General features: G+C 44.2%; 26 protein-coding genes. 2 read left to right on the top strand and 24 right to left on the bottom strand.

Translation table 11 applies throughout. From position 1 onward, the window contains the following. Positions 1–5 precede the first annotated feature (5 nt). From NYE35_RS06215 to NYE35_RS06160, 12 genes are all read right to left on the bottom strand, one after another. Entirely contained in the window at positions 6–656 is a 651-nt protein-coding gene (locus NYE35_RS06215; protein WP_094902995.1) for a hypothetical protein, read from the bottom strand. Positions 657–692: 36 nt separating this feature from the next. Continuing rightward, positions 693–1190, bottom strand: a complete 498-nt coding sequence (locus NYE35_RS06210) for a hypothetical protein (RefSeq protein WP_341120413.1) — start codon at positions 1188–1190, stop codon at positions 693–695. 20 nt (positions 1191–1210) lie between these two features. After that, positions 1211–1591, bottom strand: coding sequence for a hypothetical protein (locus tag NYE35_RS06205; RefSeq protein ID WP_036681716.1), 381 nt, complete (start codon positions 1589–1591; stop codon positions 1211–1213). A gap of 15 nt (positions 1592–1606) precedes the next feature. Continuing rightward, complete coding sequence (locus NYE35_RS06200) at positions 1607–1750, bottom strand: hypothetical protein (protein WP_155288092.1); 144 nt, start codon at positions 1748–1750, stop codon at positions 1607–1609. Positions 1751–1755: 5 nt separating this feature from the next. Beyond that, the gene (locus tag NYE35_RS06195) at positions 1756–1965 is read right to left on the bottom strand and encodes a hypothetical protein (protein ID WP_036681712.1); all 210 of its coding nucleotides are present in this window, start codon (positions 1963–1965) and stop codon (positions 1756–1758) included. A gap of 57 nt (positions 1966–2022) precedes the next feature. Then, the gene (locus tag NYE35_RS06190) at positions 2023–2892 is read right to left on the bottom strand and encodes a hypothetical protein (protein ID WP_341120410.1); all 870 of its coding nucleotides are present in this window, start codon (positions 2890–2892) and stop codon (positions 2023–2025) included. Between the two features lie 11 nt (positions 2893–2903). Then, the gene (locus NYE35_RS06185) at positions 2904–3953 is read right to left on the bottom strand and encodes a hypothetical protein (protein ID WP_076316893.1); all 1050 of its coding nucleotides are present in this window, start codon (positions 3951–3953) and stop codon (positions 2904–2906) included. 12 nt (positions 3954–3965) lie between these two features. Continuing rightward, complete coding sequence (locus NYE35_RS06180; RefSeq protein WP_341120407.1) at positions 3966–5411, bottom strand: ATPase, T2SS/T4P/T4SS family; 1446 nt, start codon at positions 5409–5411, stop codon at positions 3966–3968. Next, positions 5408–6472: a hypothetical protein gene (locus NYE35_RS06175; RefSeq protein WP_341120405.1), complete on the bottom strand. Its 1065-nt coding sequence runs from the start codon at positions 6470–6472 to the stop codon at positions 5408–5410. Before NYE35_RS06175 ends, NYE35_RS06180 begins: the two co-directional genes overlap by 4 nt. Positions 6473–6483: 11 nt before the next feature. Further along, a complete protein-coding gene (locus NYE35_RS06170; protein ID WP_341120403.1) occupies positions 6484–7233 on the bottom strand; it encodes an SAF domain-containing protein in 750 nt (249 codons plus the stop codon). A 175-nt stretch (positions 7234–7408) separates the two neighbouring features. Beyond that, positions 7409–8308: a formyltetrahydrofolate deformylase gene (gene purU, locus NYE35_RS06165; protein WP_036681703.1), complete on the bottom strand. Its 900-nt coding sequence runs from the start codon at positions 8306–8308 to the stop codon at positions 7409–7411. A 65-nt stretch (positions 8309–8373) separates the two neighbouring features. Then, positions 8374–9483 carry a deoxyribonuclease IV gene (locus NYE35_RS06160; protein WP_341120401.1) on the bottom strand — a complete coding sequence of 370 codons (1110 nt, stop codon included), beginning with the start codon at positions 9481–9483 and terminating at the stop codon, positions 8374–8376. A gap of 172 nt (positions 9484–9655) precedes the next feature. Between NYE35_RS06160 and NYE35_RS06155 the strand changes: the two genes are divergently transcribed. Then, positions 9656–10117 carry a DUF2621 domain-containing protein gene (locus tag NYE35_RS06155; RefSeq protein WP_036681700.1) on the top strand — a complete coding sequence of 154 codons (462 nt, stop codon included), beginning with the start codon at positions 9656–9658 and terminating at the stop codon, positions 10115–10117. Between the two features lie 39 nt (positions 10118–10156). Beyond that, positions 10157–11068: a TIGR01777 family oxidoreductase gene (locus tag NYE35_RS06150; protein WP_445321945.1), complete on the top strand. Its 912-nt coding sequence runs from the start codon at positions 10157–10159 to the stop codon at positions 11066–11068. Between the two features lie 27 nt (positions 11069–11095). Here NYE35_RS06150 and NYE35_RS06145 read toward each other — a convergent pair whose 3' ends face one another. The 12 genes from NYE35_RS06145 to NYE35_RS06090 all read right to left on the bottom strand — a co-directional run bounded on the left by NYE35_RS06145 (position 11096) and on the right by NYE35_RS06090 (position 23022). Beyond that, the gene (locus NYE35_RS06145; protein ID WP_341120399.1) at positions 11096–12628 is read right to left on the bottom strand and encodes a DUF6382 domain-containing protein; all 1533 of its coding nucleotides are present in this window, start codon (positions 12626–12628) and stop codon (positions 11096–11098) included. 63 nt (positions 12629–12691) lie between these two features. Beyond that, complete coding sequence (locus NYE35_RS06140; protein ID WP_076099045.1) at positions 12692–13201, bottom strand: A24 family peptidase; 510 nt, start codon at positions 13199–13201, stop codon at positions 12692–12694. A gap of 25 nt (positions 13202–13226) precedes the next feature. Beyond that, the gene (locus NYE35_RS06135) at positions 13227–14207 is read right to left on the bottom strand and encodes a TadE/TadG family type IV pilus assembly protein (RefSeq protein ID WP_076147974.1); all 981 of its coding nucleotides are present in this window, start codon (positions 14205–14207) and stop codon (positions 13227–13229) included. Between the two features lie 18 nt (positions 14208–14225). Further along, the gene (locus tag NYE35_RS06130; RefSeq protein ID WP_341120397.1) at positions 14226–16454 is read right to left on the bottom strand and encodes a hypothetical protein; all 2229 of its coding nucleotides are present in this window, start codon (positions 16452–16454) and stop codon (positions 14226–14228) included. A 27-nt stretch (positions 16455–16481) separates the two neighbouring features. Continuing rightward, the gene (locus NYE35_RS06125; protein ID WP_094902977.1) at positions 16482–17153 is read right to left on the bottom strand and encodes a TadE family protein; all 672 of its coding nucleotides are present in this window, start codon (positions 17151–17153) and stop codon (positions 16482–16484) included. Next, positions 17150–17338 (bottom strand): Flp1 family type IVb pilin, encoded by a 189-nt coding sequence (locus tag NYE35_RS06120; RefSeq protein WP_036681690.1) that lies wholly within the window; start codon positions 17336–17338, stop codon positions 17150–17152. Before NYE35_RS06120 ends, NYE35_RS06125 begins: the two co-directional genes overlap by 4 nt. Before the next feature lie 13 nt (positions 17339–17351). Then, positions 17352–18224: a type II secretion system F family protein gene (locus tag NYE35_RS06115; protein ID WP_036681688.1), complete on the bottom strand. Its 873-nt coding sequence runs from the start codon at positions 18222–18224 to the stop codon at positions 17352–17354. A 13-nt stretch (positions 18225–18237) separates the two neighbouring features. Continuing rightward, the gene (locus tag NYE35_RS06110) at positions 18238–19041 is read right to left on the bottom strand and encodes a type II secretion system F family protein (protein WP_326048255.1); all 804 of its coding nucleotides are present in this window, start codon (positions 19039–19041) and stop codon (positions 18238–18240) included. 29 nt (positions 19042–19070) lie between these two features. After that, complete coding sequence (locus NYE35_RS06105) at positions 19071–20303, bottom strand: CpaF family protein (RefSeq protein ID WP_076104851.1); 1233 nt, start codon at positions 20301–20303, stop codon at positions 19071–19073. Beyond that, complete coding sequence (locus tag NYE35_RS06100) at positions 20296–21459, bottom strand: hypothetical protein (RefSeq protein ID WP_051491201.1); 1164 nt, start codon at positions 21457–21459, stop codon at positions 20296–20298. Before NYE35_RS06100 ends, NYE35_RS06105 begins: the two co-directional genes overlap by 8 nt. Positions 21460–21644: 185 nt before the next feature. Beyond that, entirely contained in the window at positions 21645–22079 is a 435-nt protein-coding gene (locus tag NYE35_RS06095; protein WP_036681683.1) for a DUF6526 family protein, read from the bottom strand. A gap of 31 nt (positions 22080–22110) precedes the next feature. Next, positions 22111–23022, bottom strand: a complete 912-nt coding sequence (locus NYE35_RS06090; protein ID WP_036681681.1) for a copper amine oxidase N-terminal domain-containing protein — start codon at positions 23020–23022, stop codon at positions 22111–22113. Positions 23023–23028 lie beyond the last annotated feature (6 nt).

Below are 23028 nucleotides of genomic sequence, written 5' to 3'. Positions count from 1 at the left end.
TTTACTTACTCCGGTGATTTGACTACAAATTTTTCATCAAATCCACCGTCATGGTATAACCGAATAACAAAATAATTAATGTCTTTATCATATAAATAAGCTTGGTAAGTAGATAATTGCTCTCCTGGCTTAAGGTTATAATAATAATAAGCTTCTTTATTATTTAATTTTTTTACGTTTGCTTTTGGCCAAATTTCATCTATTTGCCCAAATCTCTGCAGAGTTAAAGTCCATTTTTCTTTACGATCATCCAATGTTCTTTTTACTATTTTGTTACTGTTATTTATAATTGTGATCTTAGTCCAAATGAGGTACTTAGGATTACTAACCATAGCACTGAATGAATCATAATCATATTTCTTCACTAGATTTTGTGCATCTTTTGACTTGAAATCATAAATCATAAACTTCTCAAGCGTATAGCTAAGCCCACCTGCCGTAACCGTAACCGGCAACTCCAAATCCTTTTTCAAACCATATTTACTTAAGTTATCCCTCATAATAGGTACTGGTGTAGCAGTAGGTTTTGCTGTAGCTGTTGGTGTAGCCGTGGCTACTGGTGTGACCGCTGCTGCGTTAGTAATCACGTTCTGCCCCAATACCATGCTAAATAACATTGTCGTAGTCAAAGCTGCCCTTACAATGGTCTTCTTCATCACTGAATCTCTCCCTTTTCTTTAATTGGATTTTTATTACTTATTGAACTTATACTCCTGAACTGCTGGTACCCTGATGGGCTGTTGTGTTTTGGATCTGGAGATCAGAACCGGGTGCTCCGTCTCAATGACGGCAATAACCGAAGGACCTGCGATGTATTTGGTTATGCCATATTCGCTATCCTCGTATAAAAGTGGAAAAGTCACTCCATCGGAATCGTCAATAATATCGAATTTCACAATTTTCACTTGTGTCTTAAAACGACTGCCCCCTTGGGGGGAAAGACCGCTATCAAGGCCTAGATTGTTCTGCAGGGTTTGCTGAAAAGTATCGTACGCTTCTGTAGGATCTATAATCAGATGACCACGAGTCAATTCGGTCTCATCTAATTCCTGTGCGGCATCGTGAACAGCCATATTATTTGCGTCTTTTAACATGCTGCGCAGCTGGTCCCACTCCTGATTCTGGATCTGAAAGAACCAGGAGTAGATAAAGATCAGTAGGACAAATGCCAGCTTAATAATGTAATCCATAAATTACGCTCATCCCTTAGTCAATCGAGATATTCACTCATAATTGATCCATGCCCATAATATCGAGTCGGCTGCGAAACCGTAGAAAAATTATAAGGAAACAGATTTATCCGCGGCGCGGTTACATACACATCAATTCGTTGCTTTCGCTCTTGAACGGTGTCTGTACTGCTCGTAATTTCTATCGAAGCTTCAGAAAATCCAATCGCCTTCAGATTTGAAATTACTTCATTCCGCATAGAAGCTGTAACCATCCCCTCTGTTGCTGCTTTTTGTGTGATATAGGACGTATTAGCTTTGACCTGTAAATCTAGCAGATAATCTATGTAGGTGAAGATAGGCTGCAGGATAATAAACAGGACTAGCCACATGAACAATGCCCGGAGGACGGTCTCCTTCATTAGATACGCCTCCTTCTAATACTGTTCCACTTGCTTAGTATGTGAGATGATGTCGTCCTGACTGCTGCCGATCATATGCGTAGCTACCGTGACAAACATCCCCGCAATTATAAATCCAATGGCCAAAAACATAGCGACGGAAATAGAGTCTTTTTTCATCTGATTTATACCGAAACGTGAGTCATGGACATAGTTACAGCAGTTTGGCTAGGAACCAGCGGTTGAGTTAGAGATACCCCCGGGATCGTCGGTCTATTATCATCGGCAGCATTAATCACGTCACGCACCAGAGGAATCAAAATGGCAATTACGATGGCCACACACAAAAAACCGATAGCGATAAACAAACCTGTAGAAATAGCGTCTTTTTTCATTGTTAATTTCTCCCTTTTTATTTTAGGTTTTAAAAATAAGGTTGAATATACAATTTTTCACTGGAACATGCCGACTCCATTAAAATTTCCTTTGATTAGCAAAATGTACTGCATCGCCATCGCAACGATCATCAAAAAAGTAGCAATCGATGGAATAACATTAATAATCGTCGATAGATCACCGATGAAAGACCATTTTTTTAAATACTGATCGCTGGAGATTTTGGAGATAACTTTGTCTTGTTCACGCAAATAGTTTGCAGCTTCCGTATCATCATCCATACCTTCTGTAGCCAGCAAAATGGACCGGATGTCATTAATAAAGTGATGGTTATCCGGAAATTTGGCACAAAACCATTCAATCGCCCCCTCCACACCCTCATCTACTGCCCGTTCTGACAGCTCATACAAGTCCTGACGTATATATTGAAAATGTCCCGCTGTACTCCCACAAAAAGCACCAAACTGCACATATCCGCGCTTACGTAGGCGATTATTCTCATAGAGGCGAATGAAGGAGATCAACTCGCCATCTTTTTGAATATTCGTCTTTTGGTGAAGCCACGCCAACACCCAACCAAGCGGAAGATAACGCATCGGACTGCTGATTACGAGAATAAGTAGAGCAATTAGAGGGTCATAGAATGAAAAAGGAACAGATCGGATGAAATTGCTGACGACTTGGCTAAATAAATAGATGATTGCCGCTGAATAACGAAATAGCGTAACTTTTCGAGCTGAAATTGATAAACCACATTCATTCAATAATTGCTGAAATCTATCACTCTGCACGCGTTCACCCAGCGCATTCCACCGTATGCCCAGTCGGACAAGATATCGTTCCTGCTTACTGCTGCTGCTCACAAACACGAGTAATGCGATATACACGATCCCGATCACTGTAATTAGTAGTAATAATCTATCCATAGTTCATCACCTTAGTGGTAGTCCAGTTTGGGTCTGGCAAGAATAGTACTGATCACAAAAGAGATAAAAAGGCCGGAGACGATCACCATCAAAAAGGAAAGACCTACCGTAGTTTCGAACTGCAGTTGAAAATAGACATCGGGCTTCAGCATATACATAAAGGTTCCAACCGTAGATACCAGCACCAGAAGATTCCCATATAAGCCAAGGCTGATCGCATCTCTACTTCCTGCTTTTACAGTCAAAATCGTCTCTCTCTGCTGCTCCATAGAACGATTCAACAGCATTAGCGAGCTTTTTAAATAACGGGTTCCCTCCTTCTCGGCATAGAGCAAATCTGATATAAACTCTAAAGCGAAGGTGGTACCAATCGCACTGGAGAATCTCCCTGCCTCCTCAACAAGCTCCTTCTCATTACTGTAATTAGAAAATGCGGCACCAAGCAGCTTCAGAGGGCTCTTCAGTACATTTTTATCCGTAAGAAAATCCGCTGTCCGATCAAGGATCGAATCTACCGACAAATGTGTGAATTTGGTGGAGATTTTGACTACATCGAGGAGATCGTAGCTTCCATGTACCTTCCGCTGTGCATAGATGTATCTCATACGAAAATAAGGAATCGTCGCAGATATTACAGCTATAAAAAGCGGAAATCTCCACGCCCCCTGAATCGGCTGTCCCTCATTAAAAGTAATCCCCTCCAAAAAAGGATTGTTAAAACGCAACCTTCCAGGGAGCTCACTAAGTGTCAGTAGTCCTGATAAGAAAACCGCAATAAACAAAATGGCTGTACGCATAACAAAACGCATTACGCTAATGCCCGGCTCATACTTCCGGTGTACGAAATAGAGAAGCTTGTCCAGATGGCGGTAGAGCCACAGCCTTTTTTTAACCGAACTAACTCTTTTGCCAAAAATACTCATCTTATGTTTAATTCGAAAATCGACTTTCTGGAATACCTGCCGTAAATGCCTTTCGATGAGCAGTTTGGTGAGTAACCACAGTCCCCACGCAATCCATAAATGAAGGACAAAACGAAAAATATACAATAGTAAATCCATAGTTGCACCTCCTCACTCATTAAGTACAATCTTAGATTTCAAGCTTTCTTTAAGCGGCTGATCCATTGGCTTTGTTGAAGCAAGTCGTCCCAGCTCTTTTTGGAGAATCTGCATAGCCTGCGCATTTTTCTTATTCATTTTCAGCATCAGATTTTTCGTCAGCTTGTCATTGTAAGACCAACACATTTCCTCCGGCTCCCAGCGCATAAGATCATTCGCAAACACTGAATTTCTATCCTCTTCGTAAAAGATTTCTGATATTCGCGCCAGCCGCTTCTTCCCGTTCGGGACACTCTCCAAAATAAACACCAGCTCGCATGATTTCAGCGCAGAGATCAAATGCCCCTTTAGACTCCCGCCAATTCTTGTGGATACAGCAAATGCACCTTGATAAGGAATGTCCTCCGAATCCACAGTGTGGAAGGTTCCGGTAATCCCGTCGTACCCTTTTTCCCCACTCCACAAATAAAATTCCCACTCGTTATAACGCATCTCCGTCATATACAAAATATTTGGGTCATGCCGCAGCGACTCTACTCCCACCTCCATCAGTTCCTCATTCGCAGCTTGAATTGGAATAATCCGATGGCCTTTAATTTGATACGGTAAAATGGATTCCGGATGTTTCTCTATCATCACCACTCCCATGCAGGATGAAGAGCCAAGCAGCTGCTCACCAACAATCGTATTGGCAAAGGTTGTTTTTCCTGACCCTACAGCACCTGCAATAATGGTATTACGAAACGTGGACGATAACGCCCGAATGAACTCAACCGCCTCCGCAGGAATACATTCCGTACCCGCTTGATCCTCCAAATCCAGAAATTCTACAACTTGTCGCCGCAGTGATATCGTAGTAAAACCCTCCCAGACCCTAGGTGATACCCAAATCGCAAGCCGAATAAATCGACCTGGCCAGAGCGGATCATCCATTTTGAACTCCACCGAAGGATTATCCTTGTTCAGCTTTTTATTGGGATCACTTTTTAGTAAGGAACGCTTCAGCTGCTCCACCCGATCCAGTGAAGGCATCTCATACGGATAAGCTATAAATTCACCTTTATAGTTATAAAAAATTTGCTTCCCAATCATTTGTAATCCGGTTGACTCGCTGTATGCACGATCAGTAAACCAACGATACGCTGGCCCAAAGCCCTTCCACTCGTGATACAGCGCCTCTGCCGCCGTTCGGTACGCTTCTGGAACCTTTCCAGTAAAAGGTGTTTTTCGTAAGTACTTCTCAATCTCATTCATAAAAAAACTAACTGCCTGCGGATCGCCAATCAAAGCCTTTGCATTTAGCTCGAAGTAAGCGTCATCCTCACGTTCTAATCCTTCGTTCATCTCGGTCTTCATTTTTTGTAAAAAAGCATAAAAATCTTCCTTGCCCGGTTTGCTAGTGCGTAACACGCTTTGTTTTAGAGAAAAGAGTGGACGACTCGCGAGAGTTTCAATCATAGAAATATCCCTTTCTTTTTGGCCTCTGGCGCTAATCCCATCGACACCAATAGAGAATGTACCTTATCATCCACATGCTGCAGCTCTTTTTTGCCTAGAGGCAAGCTTTCCTGCAAGGGCTGGTAATACGGTAGCTCCAGCAAGATTTCAGTGCCAAATCTAAGGGCCATATTTTTGGACGAAGATATTTCCTCCACATTACTGCGGTTAATGATCAGCTGGAAATCCTGCGGACGCAGATCTATATGCCCCGCAAGCTCGAGTAGAGGTTCAAGTCTGTATTCATGTTTAGGATGAGTGACAATCATGCGTAACGACGACTTTTGCATACCGACATACCACGCAGCACTCTCGGGAATTGAACCGAAATCAGCAATAACCACATCCGCATTTGCTCCAGCTCTAGCCAAGAAATATTCGATCTCCTCCTCCAGATAATCCTGAACACTTAAGTAGTCGTAATTTCCCGGTAGATACAAATAGCCATCCTGTCTAATCAATTGCTGAAAATCTTCATCATGAATCATCTTCCCTGTAAGCTTGGGACGCAATTTGTCTAGACTGATCGTCGCTTTGCGGTCATACCCGGGATCATATAAATCCAAACCAAGTACAAGAACACGTAGACCTGCCGCAGCAATTCGTCTTGCGAACAGCTTCGCCACACTTGTGCAACCAATGCCTGGACCTGAGCCAAAAAAACCAACCAAATTGCTCCGTTCCTCCCCATCCTCTTCCAGGATAAAACGAATCTTCTCTATCACTGCTGACGAGGTAGAACGAGGAGGAATAAAATATAGACCTAAGCTTTCACATAACATATGCACAGCTTGATAGCCGCGAATTCCCTTTTGCAGATATAAATACAGGATCATAGAGCTTGGATATTTGTATCGCAGCTCGCTAAGCGCTTGAACAGGTACCTGGTCACTAGTAACCATTAACATATGACCTTCGGTATGCGCCGGATCGGGATACACGTTTTGTGTAACTACATTAAATCCCGCGTTTTTGATATCATTAATCGTTAACTGATCTATGCCCAGACTAAATATTTTCAAGGCAATCCCCCCTACTCTACCCGTACGATCCAAAGCTTTTTGCCCTGCTCCAAAAATTGTCCTAGCCTTTGACCCTCACTTTTCTTCAGCTTCAATTCTGGTGTCGCCACTTTGCCAGTAGAAGTGAATCGGTTATTGTTGTTGCCTTTCTCAGAATCCTGCACATCATTATTGTCTTCTGTTCGTACATAGTTCACAGTGACTCCAGATAAAAAGATCTCTTTAGCAGGATCGCTAAGCCAGCTTTGTTCTTTCACCTGCTCCTCGTTTTCTTTTTTACCTGTATTTGAACCAAGCGCCTCTCGCTGCTTCTCTCGCTCACCTTCTACAAGATAAATGTCTACCTTATCCCGGCTTCGCAACGAACCATTGATGGCATAAATAGCCTCCTTCGGAATAGGAAAAATACCTTCATCCTGCAAAGGCTCTAAATCACTAACATCCACCAGTGATGCTGTCAAAATACTACCGTTAGTCAGATTCACATTCGTAATTTTGTGCTCCACTTGTGCGATTTCCGTAATTACACCAGAGGGTATATCCTTGGTCTGAACAGAATCCAGATACAAATCACTTGCTTTCAGCTCATAATTTTTAGGTAGAGATTCCCCAGCTCCCACCTTAACTTTGACCACGGTTTGGGAAAGCACGTAGGGCTTGAAATAGAGATCATAACCTAGCAATCCCCCGAATCCAGTAATCAAAATGAGACTTGCGAAGAAATAATTACGTTTTAACAAACGTCCCCGCTGTAACGACAAACCTTCCACCTCCTTAACTACATGATTTTTGAGAACGACAAAAAGCACCTTGGCATAAATAGCCAAGCTGCTGGTAAAATGCTTTTTTACCTCATAGAGATTTAGAGAACTATTAAATTAAAGGGTTCCGGTGAAAGCCCTCGGGCATAATCGTTGCTTTCACCGGAGAATACCTTTATTTAAATACTACAGTTTTATTCTGATGGACGAGAATTCGGTCCTCGATATGCCATTTCACCGCACGAGCCAGAACAACACGTTCAATGGTACGTCCAATCCGTTTCAGCTCAATAACATCATCACTGTGGCTTACCCGCTGTACATCCTGTTCAATAATCGGTCCACCGTCTAGTTCTTCAGTAACATAGTGAGCAGTTGCCCCGATAATTTTCACCCCACGTTGATACGCTTGGGCGTATGGATTGCCGCCAATAAAGGCAGGCAGGAAAGAGTGATGAATATTAATAATCTGATGGCGATAATGCTCAATAAAGGACGGCGAAATAATCTGCATATACCGTGCCAATATAATAACATCGATATCGTCTCCGATGACCTCTAACTGGCGTTTTTCTGCTTCAGCCTTAGTATCCGCTGTGACTGGAATATGATGAAATGGAATGCCAAACGACTCGACATAAGATTTCATATCCAAATGGTTACTAACGACGAGGGCAATATCGGCATCGAGATCGCCCGCTTGCCACTGCCAGAGCAGTTCAACAAGACAATGGTCTTCTTTAGAGACGAATATGGCAAGTTTCTTCTTATGACGAACATTAAAGATCTTCCAGTCCATCTTAAAACGCTCCGCCACTCCGCCAAATTGAGAGCGAATCTCTTCCAGACGATCGCCTAATTCAGGTAGGTCAAACTCGACTCTCATAAAGAACATTCCACCATCTGGATCCATCGTATACTGATCTGACTGCACAATATTTGCGCCATGCTGATACAGAAAGTGTGATACAGCCGCCACAATTCCCGGTCCGTCAGGACAGGAAATGAGCATACGTGCCCGGTTGGAATAATGCTCGACACCTGACGAATTGTTTCTTTTTACGTGTAATTCCATGACCCTCTTCCCATCCTCTCATCTACATACGCAATCTGAAGTATAGCTTAAGCGTTCACGAGCACTTATTTGCCTGCTAACCAAGCAATTAAGCGATGATTAATAGCTTCCTCGCTTAGCTGCGGGAACAGCTGGGCAGCGACAACTTCATCGTATAGACGCTCCAGTGGTTCACGTGGATCAGCTTTTTTAGCTTTGGCATCGTTCTTCAGCAGCTCCCAGACATTAAGTACATATTGACGGGAATCGATCTCCTGCTTGGCAAAAAATTCACGTAATGTTTCAACATCCTGCACGAATTCCGCTCCAAATCGTTCAGCTACATTACCACGCAGCAAAGCGATCTCCACCTCATACATCGGACGTTGTGTCTTAGCATCTTTACCAATCCATGGGGTCTCCAGAATGAAAGGCAGACCTTCCAGCTTTTCATGGTGTACGATTTTGTTAATCGTATCAAAGCCAATCCAACCCGAGCCAATTGGAGTGTGACGGTCTTTGCGAGCGCCACATGGATTTTTACTGTCATTAATGTGGATTACACCAAGACGGTTCAATCCGATAGTCTCATCAAATTTGTTGAGAACACCGTCCAAATCATTAACGATATCATAGCCAGCATCATGAATGTGGCAAGTATCAAGACAGACCGACAGACGTTCGTTATGTTCGACCTTAGCAATAATAGAAGCTATCTCTTCGAAGCTGCGGCCGATCTCTGTTCCTTTGCCAGCCATAGTTTCTAGAGCGATATGCACTTCCGTTTCGTTCGTGCCTCCAAGCACCTCATTCAAGCCATCTGCAATCCGCTGAATACCATATTCAGCATCTTTATCAGTGAACGCACCTGGATGTAATACAATATGCTTGACCTCAAGTGCATGGGTACGGCGAATTTCCTCTTGCAGGAAATCAACAGCCAGTTGATACGTATTCTCTTTATAGGAAGCGAGATTAATAATGTAAGGTGCATGGACAACAATCTCCTCTACACCATTTTCTTTCATAACCTGCTTCCCTTCGCTGGGATACATGGCATCAATCGGCTTGCGGCGCGTATTCTGCGGCGCTCCTGTATATATCATAAACGAGCTGGAACCATACTCATTTGCTTCATTTGCTGCGGTCAAAAGACCCTTGTCCGAGCAAGACACGTGTGAACCTATTTTCAGCATACTTCTTCCCTCTTTCCTTCACGAATTAACCCCTATTCTACCGTGATCGGAAAAATAAATCTAGACGAGGCCAATATGCCGGGTTCTGCTTCGCAAAACTTTGGAAATAAGCTATACTTTAATATGAGAATAATTCGTGTGAGAATCCTCATTGCCAAAAGGTGGTGTATGCATGTTTATCCAATCAGGACTTGGTTTATTATCCACACCGAGCAATTGGTTTATGAACTCTATCGCTTTCTGGACATTTATGCTGCTTGGTTCCATGTGTATCGGCGGTTTTTTTATGTTCCGCAAATTCCTAAAGGTCCTGCCCAAAGCTGATGGAAAGTCAAAGCTAGACTGGCAAAATTACTGGGTGGAACGTAGCCGCCCGCTCTGGAGTGACGAAACAAAGGCCTTTTTGGACCAGCTTGTTCAACCTGTACCTGGGCCATTTCGTGATATAGCGAAGCATTCTATTGCTGCCGAGATCGGAAAAATCGCAGTCGAGAGCAATGCAAAAGAAGTTACTCGCGATCACTGTATTAAAGGTTACATAGTTGCCACACCGCGGCGCGATAACCGTTTTCTTGTCAATTTTCTCGAAAAGAATAAAATCGATTACTCTGCTTACCAGCATTTGTTTAAGTAATTTTTAATGAATTGTACGATTTAGAACGGAGGCCCTCCTTTGAAATATGTGATATGTGGCGGCACCGGTTTTATAGGTAGCGAACTAGCAAATTACTGGCTGCAAGCAGGTAATGAAGTTGCTATTGTAGGTCGGAATTTACCAAAAGACGCAACAACAATTCATCCTAAGCTGAGTTACCACACCTGGGACAGTCTAAGTTCTAATCCCGCTCCAGTGGAAAATGCAGCTGCCCTAATTAATCTCGCCGGAGCTTCCCTTAGCCAGCGCTGGAGTCCAAGTCGCAAAAAAGCGATTATGCAGTCCCGACTTGCAACCGTTTCCGCAGCAGCTAAGTTAGTAGATCAAATGAAGCAAAAGCCTTCCGTAATCATTCAGGCTTCCGCCGTGGCGATTTACGGTACCTCTTTAGAGGATACTTTTAATGAGTCCTCACCAGCCCAGGTCATGGATTTCCCTTCAGAAGTAGTTAAGACATGGGAAGAAGCTTCAGATGAAACCTACCATGATATCCGCGTGATCAAGCTGCGTACCGGAGTTGTGCTCGGCAATGAGAGCGGAGCATTCCCCAAAATGAAGCTGCCTTATTTATTAGGTTTTGGCGGAAACATTGGCTCTGGAAAGCAGTGGCTCTCTTGGATCCATCTGACGGATATCGTCCGTCTAATTGATTTCTGTACGCAAAATCCAACGATTAACGGACCTGTTAATGCGACTGCTCCACATCCGGTAACGAACGAAGAGTTCGGCAGAACGATCGGCACAGTCTACCAACGGCCACATTGGTTCCCTTTACCAGCCTTCCTGTTAAAAACAGCAGTCGGAGAATTATCCGAAATCTTACTTAAAGGTCAGCGCGTCCTGCCCGCAGCGGCATTAAATCATGGCTTTGACTTTACCTTCCCTACACTTCAAGTCGCTTTAGAAGATTTGAAAAAACAAAAATTGTAGAGCCACATTCATCGTTAGAACTCACCTTCATACTGTATGAAATGTGTAGCTTCCTTTTATAATTTTAAATGTGGTCCCCTCTGTTAGTGGATACTCTTTATACGGGACCATGGCTTCACCTTGAAAAAGCGTTCCATTTCTGGAGTCAAGATCCTTCAGAATATATCCGCTGGTGCTTCTAGATATCTCAGCGTGTACTCTAGAGGCGCCTTCTGATCTTTCCACATATTGAGCCACCTCTGCCGATCGGCCGATAATGAAGCTAGTTCGATTTAACTCGATCATCTCTGCCTCTTCGCCCTCCTCACCGCTTCTTTGGAGATAAGGAATACTCCGATCCAGCTTTTCGATTTGTCGTCCTTGCTCAGGCGGTTTCTCCTGTGATAATAAGGTTGTTGGAGCTATTGCTTCTGGTGCTTTAACAGAACTTTGTTCCTCTGCTAGTGATTCATAACGTGTCGCCGGAACGCTAGCTGCTGAATCCGAGGATTGCGGAGTTATCTTTGGAATTGTTGCTGGAGAACGCGTAGAAGTCACAGGGTTCCTGCCAAAATTCCACTCCAATTCTTTTCGACTCGGATTACAGTTAGTATCTTCAGAATCCTCACCCAGGCCATCAACATCTTCTTTACCAACCTTTAGCCTTCCGCTCCAAACCATCCAGCTTAAAACAGCCAATACAATCGTCACAACTCCACAGACGGCAAGCCATAACGGCTTGGGACTATCCAAATATAGAAACTTCCACAGTAGTGCATCGCCTAATAGAAACCCTAGCACTATATAGGTTCTTGAGCTTGAGGCTTGTGGATTCGTTACCTGCTCATCCTCCAAGCTTAGAGACAGGCTCTCCTCCTCTTTTATCTTAAGATTAGGAGAGCTGCTGATCCAAGGAGTAGCAGTCGGCTGCAGCTCCAATTCCTTATCTTCGCGATGCTCATATATTTTTCTTAATGGTGGAGCTGCTGCCTCTTTCACTAGATATTCTTTTACGCCTTCATGAAGCTGTCTTTCAGGTGTAACGGGCTCTCTTTCTGTCAGCAACTCTGATAAAAAAATCTTTAAGCCAGCTGGAGTAAATCCCTCTTCACTGCAATATTGCAATAGTCTTTGCACACCACTGCCAGTAAGCTCTGTGATAGATGCCATTAACACCATAATCAGTGTCTTGAGTGACTCTCCAAGCTTTGAACCAGACTTATTTTCCTGAATGGGTATGTAGGTTAGGTATACTTTACCGCTCTGTAACGACCCTTCAATAAAAATGTAATCTGCATGCAAAGCATACTGTTCCGCCCGCAGCATATATAACCTGCCATCTTCCATGCCTTGGGCAATTTGCAGCAATAACCCGTAAAACGAGTTCATACTTAGCTTCTCTCCTTTGAGTAGATGACTAAGCATTTTTTTGCGTAAAACAGCGTATTCCATAGTAACCTTCATATCTATTTCTCTAAGTAACAGCCTCAAATGATGAGGAATGTCGGTGTTCATCAGCATGCGTGCCTGAATCAAATTAAGCTTCTCCGCAGGTATTCCTTCGGGTTCACCAAGGATCATATATATACCATCCTGTTGTATAAAATCATGGGTTAATCCGAACAACAAACATCAGCTCCCGAACTAAAAGTATAGATAAGCGCATATGGAACCAGGGATAACAGCCAGCATGAAAGGGAATTTCAACAGTTCACTATCGTTATTTTTTAATAGTAACGGGCTCTTCCATAAAATGAATCCAGAAATTCTGCTGATGATCTTACGCGAACGACTGATCGCCTCCCGTCTCTTTAAAACAATTAGCCAGCCTATTAAAGCTCCAAATAGTACGGAGTACATCACGACTTGCAGCGTAAAAAACATCCCTGTCCACGCGCCGATTCCAGCAAAAAGCTTAACATCCCCCGCGCCAACCGCCCCTATTAAATGCATGATCAGAAGGACTGTAAATCCTACAGCAGCTCCCCCGAAAGCCCTCAGCAGTCCATGCCAGCTATTTATCACCCCTTGTGCAAGCAGACCAGTGAAAAAGCCTGACAAGGTGATCCAGTTTGGTATTCTCATCGACTTTAAATCTGTAATAAGTGCCGCTGCTAAAAACGGTAGACATCCCCAAAATGCCCACTCTGCCATTTATTACACTCCTTTTTCCACCCTTTCACTTCACTACTGTGAACATAACCTCAACAGATCTACCGTCATCCAGTTGTATAACAAACGGCCACGAGCCCGGTGTGGTATTTACGCCAATTTTCCATTCCCACTCGATATATCCATCTGCATCCGCTTGTTTCCAGCCTAAATATTTGGCAGTACTGCCTCCGCTCTTATAAAAGACTGACAAGCTGGCAGAAGCATCCGGCGGTATTCTGGCACGAACCTTGCCTTGCTTATTCGCTACAGCCGGGTTCGGCTTTTCTAAGATTTCAATGAATTCTTCTGGTTGGCCAGTACCGTTCCCCTCCTTGGTTGTGCCTTCTCCTGTATCCCCGATCCAGAGACGTTCAACAGCACTTGCTTCTAATACAATACTTTGGTTTAGAAAAGGGACTTTCATCGGCAGCTTATAACTAACCACTAGCCCAAGGTATGGACAAGTACCCTCATTTAGCTCCGGCACTATAACATTGGATACATGAATTCGCTCATAATCCAGTAAATCTGATGTCAGGTATGGTTTCAATAAAGGTTTGATCGCAAGATCAAGTACACTTTCACTGGTCTCTGCCTGAAGCTTCTGCAACGGTCCCTCACCACTTTCTAAAGCGGACATAACCCACTCATTTAACGGATTGGGTAAAGACTCAGCATAACTATTGCCCCAATCAGTAAGTGACAAGCGAGGAATAGTCCAATTCAGGCCAGCAGAATGATCACTGTCATCCCACCCTGAATCATCACTTACTTCGCTGGATGTTCCCCATTTCTGCACCGCCAAAGCCGCAGGATACATATGAGTTGAAATAGACTTTACAGTGTCTGATGCTGTACTTTGCAAAGCTGTCGAATACAAGGTCATCTGTACGATAGATATCAGGAACAGGACGAATAGCAGGAAGAACGGAAGAATCATCGCCGCTTCTACTACCATGCTACCTTCTTCCTTGTCCTCCCCTCTGATTCCATACCCATCCCCCATCTCCTTACCAACCTCCCGCTAATAAGAATAATCAGCTTTTACTGCCCTCAGATACTTATTCCCTTGTACATCTCCCGGAAAACCAGCAGTATAATTCAACATTTTAACTACACCTGGCAGAAACCATAACTGCATTTGGAGCTTAATGTCCGATGATACATAGGTGTTTCTTTCCTCTGGATTTATTCCTGTGTTCAGTTGAATCAGAGCCAGCATCCGCGATAGCTGCACTTCCCCGCCTCCATGCATTATCATGAACAGTCGCAGATGATCACGGTAAGTCAGCTGCGCCGGCATATATTTAGATAAAGGAATCGCATCCTTCTCACAAAGCTGCAACATATCCTGAATGGCATGCTGGATTCCATACAACAGTGCCGCCGCTAGAACAGCCAGTGGATTTCCCAAGGTTGCCTTCTCTATAAAACCTTCCATCGTGCGAATGGACAACCTCATCGCGAATATTTCGGCATAGGCTGCGGCCACATTCCCCGCGGGATTATGAAATCCGTATAAAATGTATTCCAGCTCCTGAGCGCGAGGATCAAGCTGATCTGTGAGCTCACTAGTGTCTTCCAGAGAATTCAGTGCCAGACTAGCTAACTTTGAAACATCAAAATGCTGAAAATAAAGCGCGGAATACTCCGTTTGAAAAAGCCTGTCTCTAGCGCCCCCCATAATGCCACTCATTGCTGCATAAATCCCGTCAATATCCTTCATCGCCGAACTTCCAGCAGCATAGGGATCTGAGGATACTTCAGATTTATCAGAGGATTGAGACTCCAATCCATTGTTAAATGAAACATTGTCCTCATAAAATTGATGAAGGATTTGATAACGTTCCATCGAAGCTGCCGCTCCGCTACCTAGCATTCTAATCTTGTTCAGTAGTGCTCTAACCTCGCCCAGCTTGGATTTGGCTTCCCACTCTACTTGCTTACGTGCTTTATCCGAGCTGCGATGCTGTTCAAGAAAAGCCAAATCACTAGCGATAACACTTCCCTTCTTACCGTATTTTTTATAATAGTTGTCCACTACATGCGAAGCCCCTAGAACAGAGGAAATCATTTGGTAGGAATCGCCGTTGACTCCCAAAGCTTCATGCAGCTCTGCTGACAATCCTGTTACCGTCGGTTCAATGGATTCGTACACACTTTGTTGCATAAATAAACTATTCTCCATACTACTAATGTCAGCCGAAGAGAGGATCAAGGCATCTTCCTGTTCATGCAGCTTTTTAAGTGGCTCAGCACTTATTTCCCCTGAACTTCCCAGAATATCCCAGTCTTTAGCAGGATCGTCCGCCAGATTTACGCCACTTATTCGGGAAGCTGCCAAAACATCTCTCATCTCGTCATTCAATTGCTGCGCCTTGTTTAACGCATCCTTCGCTTCCTCCATTGATTGTCCATGTTCTTCACGAAAGGTTGTTAATAAGGCTGGGAGCCGCGATAACATCTCTGAAGTTCGGCTCTGATAAAGTGCCAACTGATAAGTGTACTTTGCAGGCTTTTCACTATCACGATACAGATCGTCGTAATATTTCCCGAGATAGTCACTATACTGTGCTGGTATATCCGCGGCTGCTTGCATGCTTCCGAGCGAATGGGCCGAGATAGAATCCCCGGGCGGATTCATAATCCATAGCAGTATTCTTCTTCCACTCTCCGCCGCTTGGCTTCTCCTCTCTAACATTAGATCCAAATTCTCTTCACGTTCATCATATAAAGGTTGCAGCTTACTAAGTAATTCGGTAGCTCTTGAGGCCTCTGCCATTACGCCTGACAGCGGTTTGAATTTACCTGCCAGCTCCAAGGCGAAATCTACCGGAGCCTTATACTTCATCTCTTCCAGTATTTGATGACGAAAAACATCATAACTTCCCAGCGGCCGGCTCCATTCCAAGGAGGAGGATTCCAGTGCAAAGGGTAAGAGATTGAACGTATCCCCCCGCCCACTTTTATGCAAATTTTCGTTGAGCACTTTGGACAGCAGCATATCTCCATTGCTATCACCAAATGCAAACAAACCGTACTTCTCTCGTAATTCAACATGATATGAAGACATAACAGAGCGGACACTGGCTCTCGCTAATCGTTCCTCCTGAACGTTGAACGCAGCAATTCGCGCATAATCAATCAGCACAGCAGTAAAAAGAAAGACGAAAGCCAGCACCATGATTAGAAAAATTGTAACTGAGCCTTCTGTTTTGCCCTTAGCAGGACAACCGGTAAATTTACTTTTCATTAAAACCCCCTCCCTTGAGCAGAGATTTTACTTATCCTGAAGCTTGGTCAGCATAGCAGAAGCATCCTTCTTATCCATGTAAACTGCTGATCCACTGCCCTCAGGGCCCCCTTTAAATTTAGCTCCGAAATAACGCATCAGGTCGACCGTACGAATAAACTCAACAGGCTCAACAATGATAGACTGGGCTTCAACAGTTGGTTTAGCCTCATCCGATAGAACCTTATCAAGCACAGGTAAGCTCAGCAGACGGTTTAACTCGGTCTTTACTCTCCGTCCTGTAAGGCTGTGAGCATAACGCATAGTTCCTGGCATATTGTCCGGAATCATGGTAGACGAATGGCCCAGTTTAAGCACTGGCAAATCACTCTTCTCTGATACTTCACCGGGCAACTCTATTGTCACGCCAGCACTGCCAGCTTCTCCACCGAATAATGAGGCTAGCAAGGCATCATCCCCAATTCTCCAATAAAGGGAGTCATACTCACCAGCCATGTAAGAACCAGAGACCTCCTTGTGACTGTTGTCCCAGTTGTAAGCCGCCCGCTCAGTAGCTCCTGAGGCCACTTGCAACAGCATGGACTTCTGATAGCTATACAAGCAAAAAAACAAAAGAAGCATCGTAATAAACATGACGATCGGCAACAGAAGTGAAGCTTCAATGGTAAAGCTGCCTTGATCACCCTTAAGCTTGTTCAATCGAATACTTCCTGGCTCTTTTCACCCGCCGTTTTAATTAAGGCTTCTACTACCTCTTGAATTTTGTCCTTAAACAAAAGAACAACCGCAATCAAGACAGCAATAATCAAAATCATCTCCAAAGTTCCTAAACCTTCCTCGTCTTCCCAAAAGTTCTTCATACTGTCCAACATTGTTGATACCATCAGCTTCAGCCTCCTACATTTTTAACATCAAAAATGCTGGCGTTCCCACCAGTACAATTACTATTAAAAAGATAACTACCATCGGGAAAACTAATTTGGAGGATGCCTGCTCTCCGCGCGTCCGGCTAAGTGCCTTTCGTTTATCCCACAGCATCCGCGACAGATCACGTAGCGATAGCACAAAATCCGCTCCACCTCTGCGATAATTCAGCAAAACTGTCGTTGTGAATACCGATACCTCCTGCACAGCGCATCTCTTGCTGAAATTTTCAAACGCCTGCTGGAAGGAATATCCGCCCTCCCATTCACTAGTCATAGTCATTAGCTCCTTATACAGAGGATGATTCGTATCCCCTCGGTGGCTTTCCACACAGCGAATAATAGCTCGTTGCACGGTCTCTCCTGCGCCAACCAACAACACAATACTGTTCAGCAGCTCTGGCAATTCGAGCATAATATTCTGCTCCCTTACCCTCACCTTTTTGTGCAGATCACTGACCATAGCGGTTGGTAGAGCAATTGCCAAAAATAGACCCAATATCATACCTGCCTGTTCGCCACTAAATGCTGTAATCAAGCTTCCACCTACAAGCAACAGCCAGCTGTAACTTATCATCTCACCCATGAACAGCAGGGTCCGCTCTGCGCTATAACGCATCCCATAACTGCGCTGTAGAGAACGCTGAATTCTGAACAGCAGTGAGGGAAACCGACTGGCGATACCACTCTTCTCAATAAGCAGTAATAACGGTTCGCCTAACTTCCGAAGCCGTAATCCTTCCATAGGAAGACTGCGTAACGCGACATATCTGTTGCCGCATTGAATTCGCAGTAGAACCCAGACTATCAGCAAAATAACAGTAACCACCGCACATAGCCAGCGCATGTTTTCACCCCCTTCACAGTGGAATGTCCATTATTTTAGTAGTCCAGAGATAACATAGGAATAAAGCAACAAGAGCTAATGTCGATATGGCTATACCCGCTCCTGTATACATTGGCTCCATATAATCTCCAGCCGTCAAACTCATAAACATCACCATGATCAGCGGAGATATCAGCAGTGCCTTAGCCTCAAATTTCTTCTGAGCAATACTTACAGCAATATCCTGCTGAATATCCAGCTTCTCACCGATAATCGTTGATGTACGGCGCACCACTTCTACAAGATCACCACCAGTACGTTTACAGACCGAGAACACATCCGCGAATCGCTCGATGTCCTCCATTCCCGCTCTTTCACTAAAGTTCCGCAGCGCTTCTTCCACAGGCTGTCCATATTCCATGCGTGCACAGATAATGTTTAACTCGGAGATCATATCACTGCTTCCCTCCGGGTCGAGCATACGTAAATCCTGAACCGCCTCTCGGAATGCATTCTCCACCGAACGCCCAGCTGAAAGGGAGGAAGACAGCGAAAATAACGTCTGCTTAAATTGTAAATTCAGTGCATTTCGACGTCTTTTCAGTAGATAGTTACGCAGTATATGCGGGGCATAAGCTCCGCCCGGCATAAGCAGCAACGACAGCAGCCAATGATGATAAAAAAGATATCCAATTCCATACATCAGCAGTCCACCTGCAATAAAGGTCAGAATCCTCTGCAGCAAGGTCAATTCGTATACCTTATAATCTGGTAATAACGAAGGACCGTCAGGATCCGCTTCTACAGGCTTTGCAGCAACAAATTTAAACTTAAGCATGACCTCCCCCCTTCTGGAATTTTGAATCTCTATTGAGCCAATGGATAGGAGGTTACACCAGCCATCCTAAGCTTCGTTGTATGCAACAATGGGTTACCACAGGGAAGCAGCCCCCCTTGCACCCTTCCCTCTCGTTCACCAGCTTCTTGAAATTCATATAAGGGATTCAAGATCACTTCCCCGTCTTTCAACCCCGCAACCTCACTGATCTCCATCACCCGCCTGGAACGATCACGGAGACGGGATAAGTGTACAAAGATATCAATTGCCGATGAAATTTGCTGGCGAACAACAGCTACCGGAAGCTCCGCAGCACTCAGCACCATCGTCTCCAGTCGACTGACCATATCGTGTGCGCTGTTACTATGGCCCGAAGACAAGCTTCCATCGTGTCCGGTGTTCATCGCCTGCAGCATATCGAGACATTCCGCTCCCCGTACCTCCCCCACAACAATCCGGTTGGGGCGCATTCGCAGGGAAGTACGAATCAAATCTCGGATGGAAATCTCCCCTCTACCTTCCGTGTTGGCATTCCTGGTCTCCAGTGAAACAAGGTTCGGCACGGTTACAATCTGCAGTTCAGCGGAATCCTCTATCGTAATGACCCTCTCCTGTGGGGGGATATACTGAGATAACGCATTAAGAAAAGTAGTCTTCCCAGAGCCGGTCCCGCCACTAATAAAAATATTGTATTTAGCAGCCACTAAAATTTGCAGCAGCTCTGCGGCTTCCAAGCTTAAGGCTTCACGACGGACTAAATCCTGCATCGTCATCGGTGTTTCTGGGAATTTACGAATAGTCATCGCTGGGCCTTTCAGAGCTACTGGCGGAAGCACGATATTTACACGCGATCCGTCTTTTAGCCGAGCGTCAACGATAGGAGAAGAGTCATTTACAACCCGGTTCACACCGGATACAACCGTCTGGATAATATCCTCCAACCTGCTGCTGGACTCAAATTCCAAATGAAGACGACGAATCTGCCCCTCCTCTTCTACAAAAATCTCAGTATGGCTGTTAATCATAATCTCAGTGATCGCCGGATTATCCACTAAGGGCTGAAGCACATCCAACCCTCGAAAAGAATCGAACAATCTCTTCACGAGCTCATGTTTCTCCTGTGCTGTTAAATAACGCAGATTTTCGCTGTCCAAAATTGTCCTTTCAATATATTGGGTGAGTTCACGATTTCCAACTGCAGAAGTAACATCTAATCCTGCCCGGATGTCACTACGAAGTGCCTTAAACATTTCCTCATTCATGTAAACCCTTACCAGTGAATACTTGCGGAAGCGACGGTTCTATAATCTGCTTGCACAGCTGTAAGATCTCCCTTTGGAATTGTGGTGAGTTCAGAAAAAGCTCCTCACGATGCTGCAGTGTCCAAGATGGGATATATGGAAGTACACCTTCAACGGTTATCCCTTCGGGAGGTGCCCACACCTCCAAACCATCTGCAGCAAAATTCACTGCAAATCTACTTTTATCCATCACTTGGGAGGGCATACCAGAATTAGGAGCATTACAATGGGATAGCCATCTCATGGTCTTATGAATGCTTACCTCATCATTTCTAACTACCCACAATAGAATTCCGCATTTATGTAACACAGCTTTGGCACGTTCTTCTTCAATACTGCCGGTATCTACAATCACTACGTCAAAATTCCTTTCGGCAACCAACAGCCCCAATAAATCTAGCGTATCCTGCGTAGTCATCTGCAGCATTTCTTTTACATTAATAATTGGCCTAAATGCAGCGCTTCGAAGGTGATCATACCTGATGACGTATTGTCCCAAATCAATCGTATCGGCTCCGCCCTTATCTCGACTAGCTTTGATTTCATAAAGGAGCCGCTCTAGTCCAGGCGTATCCCCTGCAGGGGGGCGCAAAAATAATCCACTGCTGTCCACACTTTCAAGATTCAAATAAAAGACTGAAAGCCCCATTTCACCTAGCTGCTTAGCCATATTCATAGCTACTGTGGTTTTGCCCGTGTTCCCGCTTGAGGAGACGATACCGAGCAGCAGCGTTTCATCTAATACAGAGGAACCTCTAGCTCGTTTCACTTCACATAGCTGAAGAAATGCTCCTAGCAGAGAAGGCAGCGCCTGATACTTCGCAATCATAATGCCTCCAGCCAAGCTCTTAGAACTCCTGCTAAGATAAGCACCCTCCTCACTCAAAACTGCCCAAGGCACCTTATTTCTTCCCTCCACAAGCCAAGCCTCGATAAAAGTAACGTCACCTACAACAGCATCCGGCATATCCTCTCCCCTCATAAATTCGATAAAAGCATCCAGCCGGCTAAAAGCCGTAATTCGCAGCATTTCTCCATACTCACTATGATGAAGATAGTGTAGCAATGGTTCGATATATTGGCTTTCACGCACTGCGAGTACAATCCTTGCCGCCATAAAACCTCTCTCCTTTCGTAAGAAATTTATAAATATTATCAAAAAAAAGACAGCAAAAAAGCACCGACAATAACCGTGGATACGGTACATTGAACGGTGCTTCCGTTACTATCCCTTTAATTTACAGCTATAGTAGCATATATATAAGAAGGCAGCAATAAGTTTTTTCGCACATCAAGTGGTTTTTAGACTCTCATCGTATCTTCACGCCAATTCTTGATGGCAGACCGGATATCGGCAGGACTAAGCTTTTCCTTCACCGCCCGCTGACATAGTGCCGGAAACTCTTCATCTCCTGCATACCGAAGCGCAATAATCTGAGCTAATTCAAGCTCTGGATTTAATGCTTCACCTGTCAATCGGAAATACCGGAACTGCTCCTCCACCCTCACTACTCGATCCTGATTTTTTGTCGCATAAATTCGAATTCGAGTAATCGCAAATAACAGGCATAGAGATAAACCAAATAATAGCAAGGGCACTGTTAAAGCACCATCATCACGTAACACCTGAACGACATAAATTCCCGACCATACAAATATAATCAGCGCAAGCGGCATAGTTACAAAATGATAAGGCCAATCAAAACGCATAAAACCTTTAGGTTTCCCCTTATTCATAATTCATCTCCATATTTATTTGACTTATATATTACTGAAGCTTGGTCTCTCCAGGTATAGCCACGACAAATGGTTTTCTAGTATCGTCCCAAGTCAGAGACTGTCCTGAAACTTTAGTAGTTCCATCCGCATGAACCATTCCATAAATAATCTGACTTCCCCAAACACTCGTATAAAAAGAGGCATAAGATGGAGCTAGAACAGGTGCTTTACCATATTCCTTCGCAACTGGGTAACCGAATATCGCGGTAAAATCTTTATTTGTAGCCTCTTTGGACATATCCAGATCAGCTTCCCAAACTACTTTTACAATATTATCCTTGATCTCATAATACTTTACGAAATGTCCATACATTATAAAATAACCATCAGATCTGCCTTCAGGAAAATAATACGTCATGGACAATGCTTCATTATCACCCGTCAATTTGGAGGGTTCTCTTTCTTCAACCGGGAATTGCAAAGCAGCTATGCGGGAAACAACTAAGTCATTACTATTATAATTCTGCACAAGTTTAGCATTGGCCCGTTCCTGAACCCAGACTGTATTCGTAGCAGCATCTACTGTTACTCTCGCTCCAAGAGCCTCCGCAATAAATCGCAGGGGTACCGCTACTCTTCCATCCACTATTTTGGCCGATACATCCAATTGTACAGCTTCCGAGTTCTTCCAAGCCGTCCGTGAACCAACCGTAAGCTTAATCTTCATAGAATCTCTAGCAATCGTAGCTTGCTTGGTATTGGCATCCCATTGAATAGAAGTATTCTTGAATCTTTCAAAAGCTTTCAGCGGAACCAGCGTCTGCCCCGACACGATTTGCACACCAACATCCACACTTGAATTGTTCACCATAATACGAAGCTTGGGGGCAGCTGAGGCCGTACCGATCATACTTAAAGATAACAACATGACTATAAAAAGCAGAAGCCCTTTCCGTTTCACTATTCG

Origin of the sequence: Paenibacillus sp. FSL L8-0494 (genome assembly GCF_038003695.1) — a bacterium.
Taxonomy (GTDB): Bacteria; Bacillota; Bacilli; order Paenibacillales; family Paenibacillaceae; genus Paenibacillus_AQ; species Paenibacillus_AQ odorifer.
The sequence above is the reverse complement of the archived record's forward strand: the minus strand, read 5'-3'. Positions and strand labels throughout refer to the sequence as shown.